This window comes from Bacillus sp. AFS002410, assembly GCF_002556365.1.
Taxonomy (GTDB): Bacteria; Bacillota; Bacilli; order Bacillales; family Bacillaceae_G; genus Gottfriedia.
This window is the reverse complement of record NZ_NUEU01000088.1, coordinates 18,369-34,276: the sequence shown is the minus strand read 5'-3', so window position 1 is coordinate 34,276 and position 15,908 is coordinate 18,369. Positions and strand designations below refer to the sequence as shown.

The 15,908-nt window shown below is 32.7% G+C and carries 19 protein-coding genes; 12 read left to right on the top strand and 7 right to left on the bottom strand.

All coding sequences use genetic code 11. The features are described from left to right. Window positions 1-220 precede the first annotated feature (220 nt). Genes ggt through CN692_RS22275 form a run of 3 tightly spaced genes read left to right on the top strand, consistent with a single transcriptional unit; the run spans window position 221 to window position 2,964 of the window. Window positions 221-1,837 carry a gamma-glutamyltransferase gene (gene ggt / locus CN692_RS22285; protein WP_257144096.1) on the top strand — a complete coding sequence of 539 codons (1,617 nt, stop codon included), beginning with the start codon at window positions 221-223 and terminating at the stop codon, window positions 1,835-1,837. A 21-nt stretch (window positions 1,838-1,858) separates the two neighbouring features. Then, window positions 1,859-2,437, top strand: a complete 579-nt coding sequence (locus tag CN692_RS22280) for a chromate transporter (protein WP_098121323.1) — start codon at window positions 1,859-1,861, stop codon at window positions 2,435-2,437. Continuing rightward, on the top strand, window positions 2,437-2,964 hold the full coding sequence (locus CN692_RS22275; RefSeq protein ID WP_098121322.1) for a chromate transporter: 528 nt from the start codon (window positions 2,437-2,439) through the stop codon (window positions 2,962-2,964). Before CN692_RS22280 ends, CN692_RS22275 begins: the two co-directional genes overlap by 1 nt. A 34-nt stretch (window positions 2,965-2,998) precedes the next feature. On the opposite strand, the gene CN692_RS22270 is transcribed toward CN692_RS22275, so the two are convergent. Further along, window positions 2,999-3,445, bottom strand: coding sequence for an SET domain-containing protein (locus CN692_RS22270; protein ID WP_098121321.1), 447 nt, complete (start codon window positions 3,443-3,445; stop codon window positions 2,999-3,001). Window positions 3,446-3,716: 271 nt separating this feature from the next. On the opposite strand from CN692_RS22270, the gene CN692_RS22265 reads away from it, so the two are divergent. From CN692_RS22265 to CN692_RS22255, 3 genes are all read left to right on the top strand, one after another. Continuing rightward, complete coding sequence (locus tag CN692_RS22265) at window positions 3,717-4,226, top strand: hypothetical protein (RefSeq protein WP_098121320.1); 510 nt, start codon at window positions 3,717-3,719, stop codon at window positions 4,224-4,226. A 262-nt stretch (window positions 4,227-4,488) separates the two neighbouring features. After that, window positions 4,489-5,253 (top strand): MerR family transcriptional regulator, encoded by a 765-nt coding sequence (locus CN692_RS22260; protein WP_098121319.1) that lies wholly within the window; start codon window positions 4,489-4,491, stop codon window positions 5,251-5,253. Between the two features lie 229 nt (window positions 5,254-5,482). Further along, the gene (locus CN692_RS22255) at window positions 5,483-5,866 is read left to right on the top strand and encodes a hypothetical protein (RefSeq protein WP_098121318.1); all 384 of its coding nucleotides are present in this window, start codon (window positions 5,483-5,485) and stop codon (window positions 5,864-5,866) included. Window positions 5,867-6,491: 625 nt separating this feature from the next. On the opposite strand, the gene CN692_RS22250 is transcribed toward CN692_RS22255, so the two are convergent. Then, a complete protein-coding gene (locus CN692_RS22250) occupies window positions 6,492-7,136 on the bottom strand; it encodes an NAD(P)/FAD-dependent oxidoreductase (RefSeq protein WP_306659919.1) in 645 nt (214 codons plus the stop codon). Then, window positions 7,072-7,392 (bottom strand): NAD(P)/FAD-dependent oxidoreductase, encoded by a 321-nt coding sequence (locus CN692_RS27075; RefSeq protein ID WP_306659918.1) that lies wholly within the window; start codon window positions 7,390-7,392, stop codon window positions 7,072-7,074. Before CN692_RS27075 ends, CN692_RS22250 begins: the two co-directional genes overlap by 65 nt. Before the next feature lie 199 nt (window positions 7,393-7,591). On the opposite strand from CN692_RS27075, the gene CN692_RS22245 reads away from it, so the two are divergent. After that, window positions 7,592-8,515: a DMT family transporter gene (locus tag CN692_RS22245; protein WP_098121317.1), complete on the top strand. Its 924-nt coding sequence runs from the start codon at window positions 7,592-7,594 to the stop codon at window positions 8,513-8,515. A 97-nt stretch (window positions 8,516-8,612) separates the two neighbouring features. Next, the gene (locus CN692_RS22240; RefSeq protein ID WP_098121316.1) at window positions 8,613-9,476 is read left to right on the top strand and encodes an AraC family transcriptional regulator; all 864 of its coding nucleotides are present in this window, start codon (window positions 8,613-8,615) and stop codon (window positions 9,474-9,476) included. Window positions 9,477-9,567: 91 nt separating this feature from the next. Here the strand turns inward: CN692_RS22240 and CN692_RS22235 are convergent, their stop codons facing one another. Then, the gene (locus CN692_RS22235) at window positions 9,568-10,509 is read right to left on the bottom strand and encodes a Gfo/Idh/MocA family protein (RefSeq protein WP_098121315.1); all 942 of its coding nucleotides are present in this window, start codon (window positions 10,507-10,509) and stop codon (window positions 9,568-9,570) included. Window positions 10,510-10,739: 230 nt separating this feature from the next. Here CN692_RS22235 and CN692_RS26315 point away from each other — a divergent pair, with 230 nt between their 5' ends. Beyond that, complete coding sequence (locus CN692_RS26315) at window positions 10,740-10,898, top strand: hypothetical protein (protein ID WP_179865518.1); 159 nt, start codon at window positions 10,740-10,742, stop codon at window positions 10,896-10,898. Between the two features lie 118 nt (window positions 10,899-11,016). Here CN692_RS26315 and CN692_RS22230 read toward each other — a convergent pair whose 3' ends face one another. From CN692_RS22230 to CN692_RS22220, 3 genes are all read right to left on the bottom strand, one after another. Further along, window positions 11,017-11,628 (bottom strand): DsbA family oxidoreductase, encoded by a 612-nt coding sequence (locus CN692_RS22230; protein WP_098121314.1) that lies wholly within the window; start codon window positions 11,626-11,628, stop codon window positions 11,017-11,019. A 152-nt stretch (window positions 11,629-11,780) separates the two neighbouring features. Beyond that, complete coding sequence (locus CN692_RS22225) at window positions 11,781-12,173, bottom strand: hypothetical protein (RefSeq protein WP_098121313.1); 393 nt, start codon at window positions 12,171-12,173, stop codon at window positions 11,781-11,783. A gap of 76 nt (window positions 12,174-12,249) precedes the next feature. Next, window positions 12,250-13,362, bottom strand: a complete 1,113-nt coding sequence (locus CN692_RS22220; RefSeq protein WP_179874519.1) for a BMP family lipoprotein — start codon at window positions 13,360-13,362, stop codon at window positions 12,250-12,252. A gap of 147 nt (window positions 13,363-13,509) precedes the next feature. Here CN692_RS22220 and rnz point away from each other — a divergent pair, with 147 nt between their 5' ends. From rnz to CN692_RS22205, 3 genes are all read left to right on the top strand, one after another. After that, window positions 13,510-14,436 (top strand): ribonuclease Z, encoded by a 927-nt coding sequence (gene rnz / locus CN692_RS22215; RefSeq protein ID WP_098121311.1) that lies wholly within the window; start codon window positions 13,510-13,512, stop codon window positions 14,434-14,436. A gap of 234 nt (window positions 14,437-14,670) precedes the next feature. After that, entirely contained in the window at window positions 14,671-15,417 is a 747-nt protein-coding gene (locus CN692_RS22210; RefSeq protein ID WP_098121310.1) for a polysaccharide deacetylase family protein, read from the top strand. Between the two features lie 159 nt (window positions 15,418-15,576). Then, window positions 15,577-15,906 (top strand): lmo0954 family membrane protein, encoded by a 330-nt coding sequence (locus CN692_RS22205; protein ID WP_098121309.1) that lies wholly within the window; start codon window positions 15,577-15,579, stop codon window positions 15,904-15,906. The last annotated feature ends 2 nt before the right edge of the window (window positions 15,907-15,908 follow it).

Below are 15,908 nucleotides of genomic sequence, written 5' to 3'. Positions count from 1 at the left end.
ATGGACAAGCAACCACCGTACTTAAAACAAATCATGATAATTTTTACACTTGTAGAAAATGAAATAGCGCTGTAACAGAACTACTATTTTAAGTGAAAAGTATAAATTTAAATTAGAATTTGTATTTAAGTAGGGGATTAGCAGAATATTGTCGAATTTAATTCTTTATTAAGTTATTTTGTTTTATAACTAACCCAGGCCAGCGCCAAGGAGGAAAAGTATGTTTACAAAAATGAAAGTAAATGAACATGTTTATTCATCAAATCGTAATGTGGTGTATGCGAGAAATGGTATGGTAGCTACTTCACAACCATTGGCTGCACAAGCAGGCCTAGATATTTTAAAAATGGGTGGGAATGCAGTTGATGCAGCAATCGCAACAGCTGCTTGTCTAACAGTTGTTGAGCCGACTTCAAATGGAATTGGTGGAGACGCATTTGCATTAGTTTGGATGAACGAAAAGCTATACGGTTTAGATTCAAGTGGACCCGCACCTAAAAATATATCGATTGAACAAGTTAAAAATTTAGGTTATGAAACGATGCCTAAATTTGGCTGGATCCCAGTGACTGTCCCTGGAGCTCCTGCTGCTTGGGTTGAGTTATCGAATCGATTTGGAAGGCTTTCATTAAAGGAAGTGTTACAGCCGGCGATTGAATATGCTCGAGAAGGTTTTCCAATTTCACCTACATTAGGTAAGTTTTGGAAGAGGGCTTATGAAATTTACAAAAAAGAACTAAATTCTGTTGAGTTTGATGCTTGGTTTGAAACGTTTGCTCCAAAGGGAAGAGCTCCAGAAGTAGGAGAAATTTGGTCATCTTTAGATCATGCAATAACGTTGGAGAAAATTGCTGAAACAAATGGGCAGGATTTTTATAAAGGAGAAATAGCAGATAAAATTATTGCATCTTCTAATCAACACGGAGGATTTTTAACAAAAGAAGACTTACAATCTTTTAAACCAGAATGGGTAAATCCAATTAGTATAAACTATAGAGGCTATGATGTATGGGAAATTCCACCTAATGGACAAGGAATCATTGCGCTTATGGCCTTAAATATTTTGAAAAATGATCAGTTTGATGAAAAAGAGAACGCATTGACATATCATAAACAACTTGAAGCAATGAAGTTAGCCTTTGCATGTGGAAAAGAATATGTAACGGATCGAAAATTTATGAAGACTTCAGTCGAAAGCTTGCTAAGTGATCAATATGGCAAAGAACGTTTTCAAGAAATCTCTGAATCAGCAAGGACACCTTTACCAGGAAGACCAGCAAATGGTGGGACTGTTTATTTAGCAACAGCTGATAGCGATGGAAATATGGTCTCGTTTATTCAGAGTAATTATATGGGATTTGGGTCTGGGATTGTTATTCCAGGAACGGGAATCGGATTACAAAACAGAGGGCATGATTTTAGTTTAAATGAATTACATGCTAATGCTTTAATTGGTGGGAAAAAATCATATCATACGATTATTCCGGCATTTTTAACAAAAAATAATAAAGCTATTGGACCATTTGGTGTAATGGGTGGGTACATGCAGCCTCAAGGACATGTACAAGTAATAATGAACAGCATAGATTTCCATTTAAACCCTCAAGAAGCTCTTGATGCACCAAGATGGCAATGGATTGAAGGGAAAACGATCGAAGTTGAACCGAGTTTTTCTCAAACAATTGTAGAAGAGCTTCAGTCCAAAGGTCATGAAGTTAAGTTTGCAAAAGAAACTGGTAGTTTCGGACGTGGACAAATTATATGGAGAAATGAAGAATCTGGGGTTTTAATGGGTGGTACAGAATCTAGAACGGATGGCTGTATAGCAAGTTGGTAAAATTGAAAAGGAATTGATTTAATGAAACAATTAAATATATTTATCGCATTTTTTCGCAGTAGCATATTAGGATACGGTGGTGGCCCATCAACAATTCCTTTAGTTTATAAAGAAGTCGTCGATACATTTAAATGGATGAAAGATGAAGAATTTTCTGAGATTTTAGCGATTGGAAATATGCTTCCTGGACCTATTAATACAAAGTTAGCGGGTTATATCGGTTATCGAATTGGTGGTCTGATTGGAATGCTTAATGCAATTATCGCAACGATCTTACCGACGATTATTTTAATGATTATTCTTTTGACCTCATTAACTTCATTTAAGGACATTAAATGGGTGAATGGGATGAAGGAAGCGATTGTACCTGTTGTAGGAGTTATGTTAGGCGTATTAACGTGGCAATTTTATCAAAACTCGAAAAAAGGATTGAAAACACCAACAATCTTAATTCATTTAGTTGTAGGTTTGATCCTTATCCAATTCTTGCATATCCATCCTGCAATCATAATTGGTGGATTATTACTGTTTGCAATCTTCCAACCAGTAAAGTCAACTTCCCGAGATCATCCTCATAAGAGGAAGGGAAGTGTAAACTGATGATTTATTGGAAGCTGTTTCTTTCTTTTTTTATAACGAATCTTTTGGGATATGGCGGCGGACCTGCAACAATTCCGTTAATTCAAAATGAAGTAGTTACACAAAAACATTGGTTAACACAGCAAGAGTTTCATGAAGCTTTTGCGATGGGGAATGCATTACCTGGACCAATCGCAACTAAAATGGCAGGATATATCGGATATAAAATTGGTGGAGTTTTTGGTTCATTTATTGCCGTATTTGCGACAGTTATTCCATCTTTATTATTAATGATTTTGTTAATTAGGCTATTATATAAAAATCGAGATTCAATTCGAGTTAAAAGAATGACAGCATATGTAAAGCCCACAATCGTTATATTATTAGGGCTTCTAACATACCAATCTTTTTCGGATTCATTTCATGATATAGGCGCATTCCAAGTTGTTTTTATCGCTGCATGCACATTTTTCTTAATGGAAAAATTTAAAATTCATCCAGCTTTTGTAGTACTTGGTGCATTAATTTATGGCGCAATTAATCTTTAAGAAATGCTATGGAATTAAAGAAAAAAGAAACCAATTAATTGGTTTCTTTTTCTTTTTCTTTTTCTTCTTTTTCTAATTCTTCTTGTTTTGCGATTGCTTCTTCGTAATCTTTATTAAACCAAAGCGGATCCATATTATCTACTTCACCATTGTAATTTATTAAAATCTCTTCACCAGCTTTAATATCTGTGTAAGCGAAGAAATCAAATGTGTGATTATCAAAGTTAATGTCGTAAACAGCATTTGCTTCATAAGAATGGTTGAATAGCATGCCGTATCCTAGAAGAATGGCTGTATGATTTATACCATACTCAAATGCATAATCTGCTAATAAAGTTTTCTCAATATGTTCATGCTCTTCGTTCGGGTAAGAAATTACTGGCGCTTCGTGAATAAGCTCTCCTTTTGTAATATCGCGTGTTGCAAAAACGCCCCTGTTAAATTCGCCGTCACTTAATGTAGAAATTTTAATTTCAATCATAATTACACCTATAATTCTCTCTAAAGTCTATATAGCTAGTTTGCCACTATTTTAAATATAAATCAATTTTTTATATTTTTTACACGAAATAACTTAAATTAAATTTTTACAAGATTTTGTAGTTCAGACAAGGTTGACAATGAAACCGTATTGGCTAAAAAAGTGAAAAGCTTTTTCAAATAGAAAAATAATGAAAATTAGAGAATTCTAAGTATATAATTTGCCAATTCATCAAAATATAAAATTGTTCTAGTTTATAGGGAGGCAGTTTATGATGAAAATTTTTTATAAGATTATGTTTTTATTGATTGTAATGTCTTCTATTCTTCCTAGTAATATGCATGCAAGTGCTGCTACTAAAAACGATTTTCTACAAATCGAAGGATACAAGTCAAAGCATTCACATCCTGTAAATCAAATTCCTAAGGTTACTGATCTATTCCAAGTTTCAACGAATCAAATTTTATTAACTTTTGATGCACAAGTTGAACTTAGTGAAGGAACAAAAGCATCAGTTTATTGGATTCAAAGTCTATCAGATGCAATCCCAACAGGCATTGCATCACTTGGAAATAACAGCAAATTTAACGCAAGTAATGCTTTATCAAGTAACCAAGTAACGATTACAAAAGTACAAGGAGATAATAATTCATTCTTGTTAACGTTTAAACAAGAAATTCCGTCGAATAAACGATATAAACTTGTCGTTCGTAATTTGAATGCTCCTGGTGCTAAACCTTTTAATGGCCTAAATGGCATGAAAGTATTTACAGGTAAATAATTAACTTGATTACACACTGATATCCCCTAAGTAAAGGGGATTTTTTTTGTACATTAAGAAAGTATAAATTGGCAGCGGAGAAGAAAAAACGACGTAGTTTCCAATTTTAGGAATTAAGTATAAGTGCAACTACCCCTCTGTCTTCGCCAATCGGTGAGTTTTCTTTATCTACATACGATTTAGTTTTCAAAATAAGATAGAAGATGGAATTGACATTGACGTTGCGTAAAGGTGTATTGTTAAGTTGTCAGGAGGTCGTTACATGGAGTACACAGTTCAGAAGCTTGGACATTTAGCAGGAATCAGCACTAGGACTCTTAGATATTATGATGAGATTGGTATTCTTAAGCCGGCAAGAATAAACTCATCTGGATATCGTATATATGGTCAAGCGGAAGTAGATCGATTACAGCAAATTCTATTTTATAGAGAACTAGGGATGAATTTAGAAAATATAAAAGAAATTGTTACATCACCGAATTTTAACAGTTCCAAAGCGTTAAAAGAACATCGTGAACAGCTTCTTGATAAAAGAAAGCAATTAGATTTATTAATTTCAAACGTAGAAAAGTCAATTGCTCAAAAGGAAGGGAGAACTATTATGACTAATAAAGAAAAATTTGAAGGCTTTAAGAAAGATATGATAGAAGAGAATGAAAAGAAATATGGTAAAGAAGCACGTGAAAAGTATGGGGATGAAGCTGTTAACAAAGCAAACCAAAAAGTAATGAATATGACAGAGGAACAACATAAAGAAGTAACTCGACTATCTGAAGAGTTGACAAAAACATTAGCCGAAGCATTTAAAATAGGTGACCCATCTAATGAGATTGCCCAAAAAGCAGCTGATTTGCATAAGCAGTGGTTAAGTTTCTACTGGAGTAAGTATAGTAAGGAAGCTCACGCTGGATTAGCACAGATGTATGTTGATGATGAACGCTTTCGAGCATATTATGATAAAGAACAACCTGGAACAGCTGAATTTTTAAGAGATGCCATTCAGATATACACAAATAATATAAAATAAGTAAAAAGGTGTACTTAGAGATTATCTAAGTGCACTTTTTTCATGAAATAAGGGAAAAAAATATTAAATCTATTTAGCAAAATTTGGTATAATAATTTTTATCATGACGAATTTGAGATATAATTTAAGCAAGGCAGTATGATAAATTTTTAAATAATGGAATGTTTATGTACAATATAGGTAAGAATTTGATTAAATAATTCAATTTTTAAACTAAGGATGTACTGCGATGGAAGAACAATTTATACCAAGGAAAGACCGACATAAGAACCGTTTATTTAAAAAAGGTCCAAATATTGAACGAGAAAAAGTAAAATTTAGCACTTATTTATTAAGTGTATTTTATTATTTTCTATTATTTTTAATTTTTAATCTCGTACAATTTTATATATTTAGACATGCAAACCACTATCACTCATTTAAACTAATTGGAAATTATGATTTAGTTAGAGCGGTGTTATCAGCATTAATTTATCTAATTTGTATAATTTGTATTGAAGATACATATAAAAGATCTCGCATTCCTTCGACATTTATTCGAGTGTTAATACCAATAGTGGTGTTTATAGTAGCAATGGCGACTATGTATTTTTTTATCTATGTATTTTTTTAAAATCATTGTAGAGAGCGAATAGTATTTAAAACATTCAAAAAATACTTTGGATGTTAAGAAGCAGTGTGATGTTAATTTCCACTGCAGGATTCTCGCTTTCCATGGGGCGAGACCTAAGCCTCCTCGGCTGTGCCTGCGGGGTCTTAGCCTTCCCGCATCTCCCATAGGAGTCGAGAACCCTTCCGTTCCAATCAACTCATTAAAATAAAAAGGATGTTAAAATGAACCTTATTAATTTTCCTTACTTTGAGAAAAATTGAAATTTATTTACTGAGTTATTTTACTAATATCGATAAATCATCTACTTATAAACTAATAATTGAAATTGTTTTTTAAACAATAAGCATCTCAATACTTTTAACTCTGAAAAAGAGCAATTAATAAAGTTTGTTGGTATTCCAGAAAAAATTATCTATCAAAACTAATAATAACATCATCAAAAGATTACAAATTTACTATCTAATATACCGCTTAGTAACGTTTTAACTATTGACCATTTTATATTTCAGCACTCTGAAAGTATTACATCAAGAAAGGATGTAATACTTTTTTGAATTAGACTGTTAAACTTTATTAGATGAAGGAGATGACCATTTAGTTTGAATTGTTTTTAATGAGTTATTGATTATGGATGACTCTCATTCATGTCTAATAATCTTTTGTGAATCCAGACAGCGGCTTGGGTTCCTTCGCCCATTGCGATTGTGACCTGTTGTGAATGGGTCACAAGATCACCTGCTGCCCATACATTTGTTATATTTGTCTCTTTTGTTCGTGAGTCTACAATGACATGCTTGTTATTCAACATTTTCACGCCTAGTTGAATTGCAAGACTGTTTTGAATTTCATTTCCACCGAAGGCAATGAAAGCTCGCTCTCCATAAATTTTTTCACCGCTTTGTAAACAAATGCCAATAAACGTGGAATCTCCATCTTTTAGAACTTCTTTGATATTTTCTTTTCGGTATTGAATCCCATTTTTCAGAAGTCGCTTGTATAAATCTGGAGTTAATTCATTACCATCGTGATTAATATATATAATTTGATTTGACCAATAAGTTAATGTAGTGGCAAGTTCAGCACCTACATCTCCAGATCCTAGTATGATTACACTTTTATTTAAAACTTCATATCCATCGCAATCTGGGCAAACGAATATAGTAGACCCAAGACAATCGACTAAATTATTAATTTGTGGAAATCGATCAATTAGCCCAGTCGCCAATAATATTGTTTTGGCAGAATAAGACTTTCCAGTGAACGTCTCCATTTTGTACACTGATCACTTTATCTTCAATAAAGGATATGCCGTAATTTTCAGCATGTTTTCTTCCTAGTTGCCTTAGTTGTTGTCCACTAATTCCAGTTGGCCATCCTAAAATATTCCGATATGATTTACATAATGTGGAACGACCATAATTTGAGTCTATTACAAGTACTTTCCTTTGGTATCTTCCAAGCTGAATGGATGCTTGTAATCCTGCAAAGCCTCCTCCAATAATGATACATTCGTATAATTCGTTCATAACCTTATCTCCTAAATCATTACAATTTCATATATGTTCAATTTTTCCAATATAACAGTTTCTAAACGCAAATTCTCATTAATTCTATTTATCCTAAAATTAATTTTTTGTTAATTAATATTTTCTGAATATTTAAAGTGTGTTACGATTCTTCTATTAATAGATAACAGACCTTTTGTTTTTAGTGGAAGGAGTTAACATGAGTACAAATAAGATTGCACTATCAAATTCAAGAACAAAAGGAATTATTCTCGTATTAATTGCGGCCATTTTATGGGGAATTTCTGGAACTGTTGCACAGTTTTTATTTCAAAGAAATCATTTTAGTCCGGAATGGTTAGTTGTTGTCAGATTGTTATTTTCTGGCATCATTTTACTAATTTTTGCTAGTTTAAAGGAAAAGAAAAATATCGGTGAAATTTGGAAAAATAAAAAGGATGTCATAAGTTTATTTTTATTTAGTATTTTTGGAATGCTAGCGGTTCAATATACATATTTTGCAGCAATTAAAAATTCAAATGCTGCTACTGCGACTATTTTGCAATATTTAGCTCCAGTTATCATTACTTGGTATTTGGCAATGCGTTTAAAAAAAATGCCTACTGCTAAAGAGATATTTGCTGTCATTTTAGCACTTGTCGGTACATTTTTGTTAGTAACACATGGAACGATTAAAGGACTATCTATTACTGGTTGGGCACTATTTTGGGGGCTAGCATCTGCATTTGCTTTAGCATTCTATTCTTTGCAACCACAAAATCTTTTAAAAAAATATGGGTCAACAATCGTAGTAGGGTGGGGAATGCTAATTGGAGGAATTTGTTTTAGTTTTATCAACTCACCTTTTCACTTTCAAGGTCACTGGTCAATTAGTGCATATTTCGCAGTGATTTTTATTGTTATTTTTGGGACATTAATTGCTTTTTACTGCTATTTAGAGAGTTTAAAATATATTAATGCTTCTGAGTCTAGCTTACTTGCTTGTGTTGAACCATTATCTGCTGCAGTGTTATCTGTAATTTGGTTAAATGTAAATTTTGAATTAGTAGACTGGATCGGAAGCCTATGTATTATTAGTACGATCGTTATATTATCGATTACTGATCATAAGGTCGAAGCTTAAAGCTTAATTTAATAGACTTTTTTCTGTCACATAAGAGCATAAAAAGACAGGACTGATAGATTTTAAATTGATAGGATGTATATAAGGGAGGAGTCATATGGCTTGGGTTGAATCATTACAAAAGGCAATTGATTATATCGAAGACAATTTATTACACGAATTAACGATTGAAGAGATTTCTAAGCAAGCAAATTCATCAGTATTTCATTTTCAGCGAACATTTTCTATTTTAACAGATATAAATATTGCTGAGTATATAAGGCGGAGAAGGTTGACATTAGCTGCAAATGAACTAACAACAACAGATCTAAAAATAATTGATATCGCCTTGAAATATGGATATGACTCTCCTGAATCTTTTTCAAAGGCATTTCGAAGACAGCATGGTGTAACGCCAAGTGAAGCAAGAAAGTTTATCGGAAAACTAAAATCGTATAACCGCCTTGTCATTCAGGTGAGTTTGAAGGGAGCAGAACCAATGCAGTTTAATATTGTAGAAAAAAGTGCTTTTCAAGTAGTTGGAGTGAAAAAAGAGTTTTCATTTTTAAATGACCAACAGCAGCAGTTGATTCCTAAAATGTGGGAAGAAGTTAATTCAAATGGAACGAGTGACCGTTTGTATGAATTAAATAATGGTGATATTAAAGGTGTGTTAGGTGTTTGTATGATGAATGAGGAGCAAAAATCAAAAAATCTACTAGAATATTGGGTTGCAGCCGTGCATGAAGGTGAAACACCAGAGGGATTTGATCATCATGAAATCTCTGCTTCAAAATGGGCCGTATTTGGTGTCCATGGGGCAATGCCAACTGCAATGCAAGATGCATGGAAAAAAATATTTTCGGAATGGTTCCCTTCAAGTGGCTATTCGCATGCAGGTATTCCTGAATTTGAGCTTTATCCAGAGGGAAATCCATTTAGTGAAGACTATTATTCTGAAATTTGGATCCCAGTTAAATAAGTTATAGTTAAGAACGAAAAAATAAAGGTGTATTTCAATTAAGAAATGCACCTTTTTTATGTATAGATACTAAATCTTCTTTAAGGCTAAATTATCCGCGTAATGCTTCTAAGACTACTTGTGCCTCGTAACCTTCTGAGAAATCAATGATAGTTGCTTCTTCACCTTTAAGGGCTTTTACTAAATTATTAATTAATGAATCTGCTAATGTTTGATCGGATTCAATAGGCCTAATAGGTTCACCAATTTTTCCGCCTTCTAGATCAGCCCAATTAACTAATGAAAGAGTTCCTTCTGATCCATAAGCTGTAAATTTAATTTCTTCTTCACCTGCAATTTGGCTTAAACCGTCTATTAATACAGGCGTTCCATCTTCTAATTCAAGAAAAGCAATGATCCCATTTTCAGATGCTAGTGGGTCAACGGGATATTGAACATGCTTTGTAATGACTTTCATCTTACCAAAAATCTTTTGGATTTGTTGTATGTAATGGACACCAACCTCTAAAACATAGCCACCTTGTTCTTTCGTAGCAACCCATTCATTTTGTTGCCAAAGTCTTGGCCAATTTGGAAAACGCATTTTGAGTTCGACTCTTCTTATGTTCCCAACATATCCTGATTTAATTAAGTTCGCAAAGGACTTACTTCCAACATTGTAGTTTAGAGGAAAATTCATTGCTTGAAAAATGCCTTTTTCTTTGGCTTGCGTAAACAGTCCGAGTGCTTCCTCAGTTGAGTTCGCTAGAGGCTTTTCGCATAAAACATTTATTCCTTTTGAGATTACATCAGATACGACTGTATAGTGATATTTCGGAGGTACTGTAACGTAAACTAGGTCTAGTTCGGTATTTTCAAGCATTTCAAGATGATTTGTAAATGATTGAACAGACTCTAGTTGATTACTAATTTCTTGAACTCTAACTTGTAATGTGTCACAAATTGCTACAACTTTTGTTTCTGGATGATTTGAAAATAAAGGAATTAATCTTTGGGCAATTGCGCCAAGACCAATAATACCAACTTTTATCATAAGAAAAACACCTTTCAAAGTAGATTTATAATGTAATTATAGTAAGAAAAATTAAATTATTAAAGGATGAGATACTTTTTTCTTACAGGTTTAAATTAAATCTAATGCAAATTCCTTAGTATGGATTGAATTTTGAGTAAAAAGATTCGTAATTTTCCAATTTTTAAAAGGTAATTTCGCCTCCTTAAGCGAATTCTATTCATAGATAAGTACTGGATGGAGGTGACATGTTGGAAAAGAAACCTGTGTATTATGATGGTAGTGGAGATTGGGAAGATACTACTCAACCTATAGTAATAAAAAATCTCTTGAGTATTGATCCTGAAATAAGAAAAAGTTTAGCTGCAAATCCATATGAAATTGATTGGAATCAAGTGAAGGAAAAATAATTTGTTAATTATTTCTTATTTGTTCTTAATTAAGAAATAATTTTTGTGAAATAAAAAAAAAGGATGTCCAAAGTCAGTAATTAGACTTATGTGAACATCCTTTTTTATTTATACTTTATTAGCAGTTACCTTCTAGATCGCAGCTAAGCGAAGATTGCTCACTTAGTTTTTGGTTATTTAACGCTTGAACAAATGCTTCTTTGCTTTGAACGCCTTGTAAAACTTTATCACCAATAATAAATGATGGTACTGCATTAATAAAATTAGGGTTTTGGATAGATGAATCGTATTTTGTACTTGAAACAGCCTCAATAAATTGAGAACGGTTTAAGCCAAGATTCTCTACAATCTCTGCAAGAACATTTACATCACCAATTTCTTTGCCTTCTGTCCAGAATCCGGCTAATACTGCTTGAGCATATTCTGATCCTTTTCCGTTTTCTTCTGCAAATAAAAAGCCTCTATGTGCTAACTTAGTCGATGGGTGGGGATCCATTGTTGGTAAAATCATTTCAACGCCAAGCTTTTGAGCTAGTGGTTGAACACCGAATTTCCATCCTTGTTGAATATATGAACTATTAGGACTTAATGGTTCAGTCCCTTCAGGTCTTAGTTGGAATGGTTTCCATTCAAGCTCTACACCATCAACTTCTTTAAGTGCTTCCTCAAGTGGTTTTTTTCCTAAATAACAAAACGGACACACATAGTCCGAATAAATCGTAACTTTCATTTCATAAACCTCCTAAATCGATTAAAGAAAGTATATACAAAATTAGGACATAATCTCAATTTTTTAGCTCTCAATTGATTAGTTTTTAATTTATCCAATTAATAAAATTTTTTTGATTTCTCTACAAACTAAAGAAATAGAGCATGAAGGCTCTATTTCTTAGAATTATTTAAGTCATCGTTATGATTTTCCTCAGGTGGAAGATTTGTTTCAATTAAAGCAGGATTTAGATCAGAGAATGTGTTTATAAAATACTTTCTTCTTAAAAGTAAAACGAAAAATAGTAATAGACCACAAATTGAAGTGAAGATCATTCCTGTAAGTAATCCACCTATATACATAAACGTATCCATTTGAGATGTAAACATTGACCATATTAATATTGAGAGGATTCCATCTGCTAAAACAATGGCAAGCGATACTACTAAAAACGGTAGAAATTGACCAGTTTCTTTTGTTTTCTTTGAAACATACCTATATCCAATTGGTACTGATAAAAAGATAATAAAACAATAGAACAGCAATATGAAATCCCGAATTGACATAGTATCACACCTAACTTTTTTTGTTGGTATTATACTATATGCGAAATATTCATAAAATTGGACAAGATAATTTTTTTTATTTACCGATTTTTACTTTTTTCTTTTTGATTTCTCCTTTTTCAGGCTTTACTGGAGAGAAGTTATCAAAATCTTCTTTGTTTTCTGGTACATCGATATGACCTGTTCTGATATTTGCTTGATATAGATTAACTTGTTTTACTGTATCTTTATTTAAATTTTTCTTGTTTTTTGAAAGTCCAACACCGTTTTCTTTTATACCCCATCTTAAGATACGGCCACCTTGAAAGTTTCCTTTCAATTTCTTTGTGATTACTTCATCGACACCTTTATCAATTCTTTTGATTGCAGATGTAAGAGTGACATTCTCTGGTAAACCTTCTTTATACTGATCTCGGTCGACGCCTATTACCCAAACTTTTTTACCACTTTTCTTTAATTTTTTTGCTTCAGTAAATACGCCTAGGCCTGTTTTTCCTGCTACTTGAAAGATTATATCAACATCTTCCCCATACAAAGATTTGGCCAATTTACTTCCTTCTTCAGGTTTGTCGAATGAATTAGCAAATTTAGTCTTTACTTTTATTTTTGGGTCTACTGACATAACACCTGCTTTAAAACCGTATTCAAATCTTTTAATAAATGGATCCTTTGTACCTCCCACAAAGCCAATCTTATGCGTTTTAGTATTCATTGCAGCTGCAATTCCTGCTAGGAATGCTGATTGTTCTTCACGATAAGTGATACTTACGACATTAGGTTTTTCAACAATTCCGTCAACGATGACAAAATCAGATTTATCTTCTTTACTTGCAATTTCAGCGATTGGCTTTTGAAATGAATAGCCGATGCCAAATATTAAATCATACTTTTTCTTTGCATACTTCGCTAATTCTTTTTTTGCGTCCTTGTCTGAAGGGGCATCTGTTTTTACATAATTTTTATTTTCCTTCCAGTTATGTTTCTTCCCCGTTTTTTTAATGCCATCCCAGACTGCTTGGTTAAACCCTTTATCATGAATTTCGGTTTTCCCCATCACGATTCCGATTTTAAACTTTTTTTCTTTTTCTTTGTATGAACTACTTATATTGTTATTTCGACTAGTACAGCTAGTCAATGTCATGCAAGTAATAATTGAAACTGTAGCGATTTGGAAAAAACGTTTTCGCATTGTTTTCCTCCACATAATTAAATTTAAAAAAGAAGCTCTATTGTGTAAATTTCCCAATCGATTCATAAATCATTCTTTAAAGTGTTGGCAATTTAAATTACAAGTGGTACTGTTACAAGTAGAAATGAATTAGATGGAGGCATTAACGTGAAGCTTGTATTTTTAGGAACGGGAGCAGGTATGCCATCGAAAGGTCGAAATGTAACAAGTATCGCTCTACAACTTTTAGAGGAAAGAGGAGTTACTTGGTTATTCGATTGTGGCGAGGCTACACAGCATCAAATTTTACATACGCCAATTAGACCACGACGAATTGAGAAAATATTTATTACTCACTGTCATGGGGATCATATTTTCGGATTACCTGGGCTGTTAAGTAGTAGAACATTTCTAGGTGGAGAAGATTTATTAACTATTTATGGACCTAAAGGGATAAAGGAATATGTTGAAACTAGTTTTAGAATTAGCGGAACATACTTAAAATACCCTATTAAATATATTGAGACGACTGAAGGTATTATTTTTGAAGATGACCAATTTATTGTCCAAGCGATCGAGCTTGAGCATGGCATTCAATCTTTCGGTTACCAAGTAATTGAAAAGGATTTACCTGGTGAATTAAATGTAGAAGAATTAAAGAAAATTGATGTAAAACCTGGACCTATTTATAAGTTCCTTAAAGAAGGGAAAACCGTAACATTAGAAGATGGAAGAGTGTTAAACGGGAAGGATTTTATCGGTACCTCAAAAAAAGGACGTAAAATAGCAATTGCAGGGGATACTCGTATTACTAATAAAAGTAACTTACTTGCAAGAGGGATGGACTTAGTAGTTCATGAATCCACTTTTGCTGATGATGAATCCACTCACGCATATGATTACTTTCATACGACAAGCACTCAAATTGCAAATGTCGCTAAAAGTGAGGGAATACAAACACTATACCTAACACATATAAGTGCAAGGTATCAAGGTGATTCTTCGATTAAATTATTAAACGAAGCACGTGAAATATTTGAAAATACATATATAGCGAATGATTTTGATGAATACGAAATAAAAAGAAAAGAGTGAAATACAAAAAGGATAAAAAATTTAATTTCACGTTAAGGAAGATAAATTTGGAGCGACAAAGAGGTAAGACATAGTTTTTAAGGAACTAAGTATACGACTTTGTCTTCGTAAAAAACTCGCCCAATTGGCGAGTTTTTTATTAGCTTAACTGGATTTTAAAAATTGAGATTTGTACATAAAAGAATATTTTAGAGACATGATATAAGTATTCTGTGTAAAAGGAAGGTCGGGGCTTTGAAACAGTTAAAAGTTATCCTTTCATTAATACTAAGTTTCCAATTCATTTTGTATAACTCAAATATCGTAAATGCTGAAAGTAAAAATCGTTATTATTATGAAAAGCAAGGTACTGCTATTTGGGAAGTACCAGTAAAAGAAAAAGTAATCGCAATTACTTTTGACGATGGGCCAAATGATGAATATACTCCTGCTGTACTAGATTTACTAAAGAAGTATAATGCTAAAGCTACATTTTTTTTAGTTGGTGAACGAGTTGCTAAATATCCTGAAGTTGCTTTAAGAGAAATAAACGAAGGACATGAAGTTGCAAATCATACTTATACTCATGCTAGACTTCAATATTTAACTGATGAGCAAATTAGAGATCAATTACATAAAACTCATGATGCGATTATTGCAGCTACACATGTTGAACCGGTCTTATTCAGACCACCGTTTGGTTATTATAGTGAGCGTTCAATCAATACGGTTCACGACCTTGGCTATTTAACTGTTATGTGGTCTTGGCATCAAGATACATTTGATTGGAAAAACCCAGGTGTTTATAAAATCGTATCAAATGTATTAAAAGATACTAGAAAAGGAGATATTGTTCTTTTTCATGATCACGGTGGTGACCGTAGTCAAACAATTGAAGCATTAAAACAAATACTACCAGCACTTCAAAAGGAAGGTTATCAGTTTGTAACAGTATCTCAGCTATTACAATTAAAAGCAGGAGTTAAATTACCTAACTTTTAGTATAAAACCAGATCAATGGATATCCATTTTGATCTGGTTTTTTATTTACCTGGCTCCTTCTACTACTTAAGACCGATATAAAACCATTCCTCAGGCCATTATTCGAATATAAAAACTTGTATAAGATAGGAGTATAAGTTGAAAGGAGGCGACGAGGTCATGAAGAAGTTTTTATTTTTTATCCTCGTACTAATATTAATTGGAGTTGCTTTAGCGAATTTAGGTGGCTTAATTGCATTAGCACTTGGATTAGTCATTACGTATTTCAGTTTTAAAAAGTTTATGAAAACAGATTCTATTTTGATGAAAATCTTCTGGACGATTATCGGATTAATCGGTTTAGCGATAGCCATAAATGGTCTTCCTTCTTTAATAGGTGTTGCAGCAGCAATTCTGCTTTATTACCTATATAAAGATTATAAAAATCAAAAAAGAATTAAAGAAGATGAATATAAAATTTACGATGAAAATTTTAACCCTATAAAATAAGA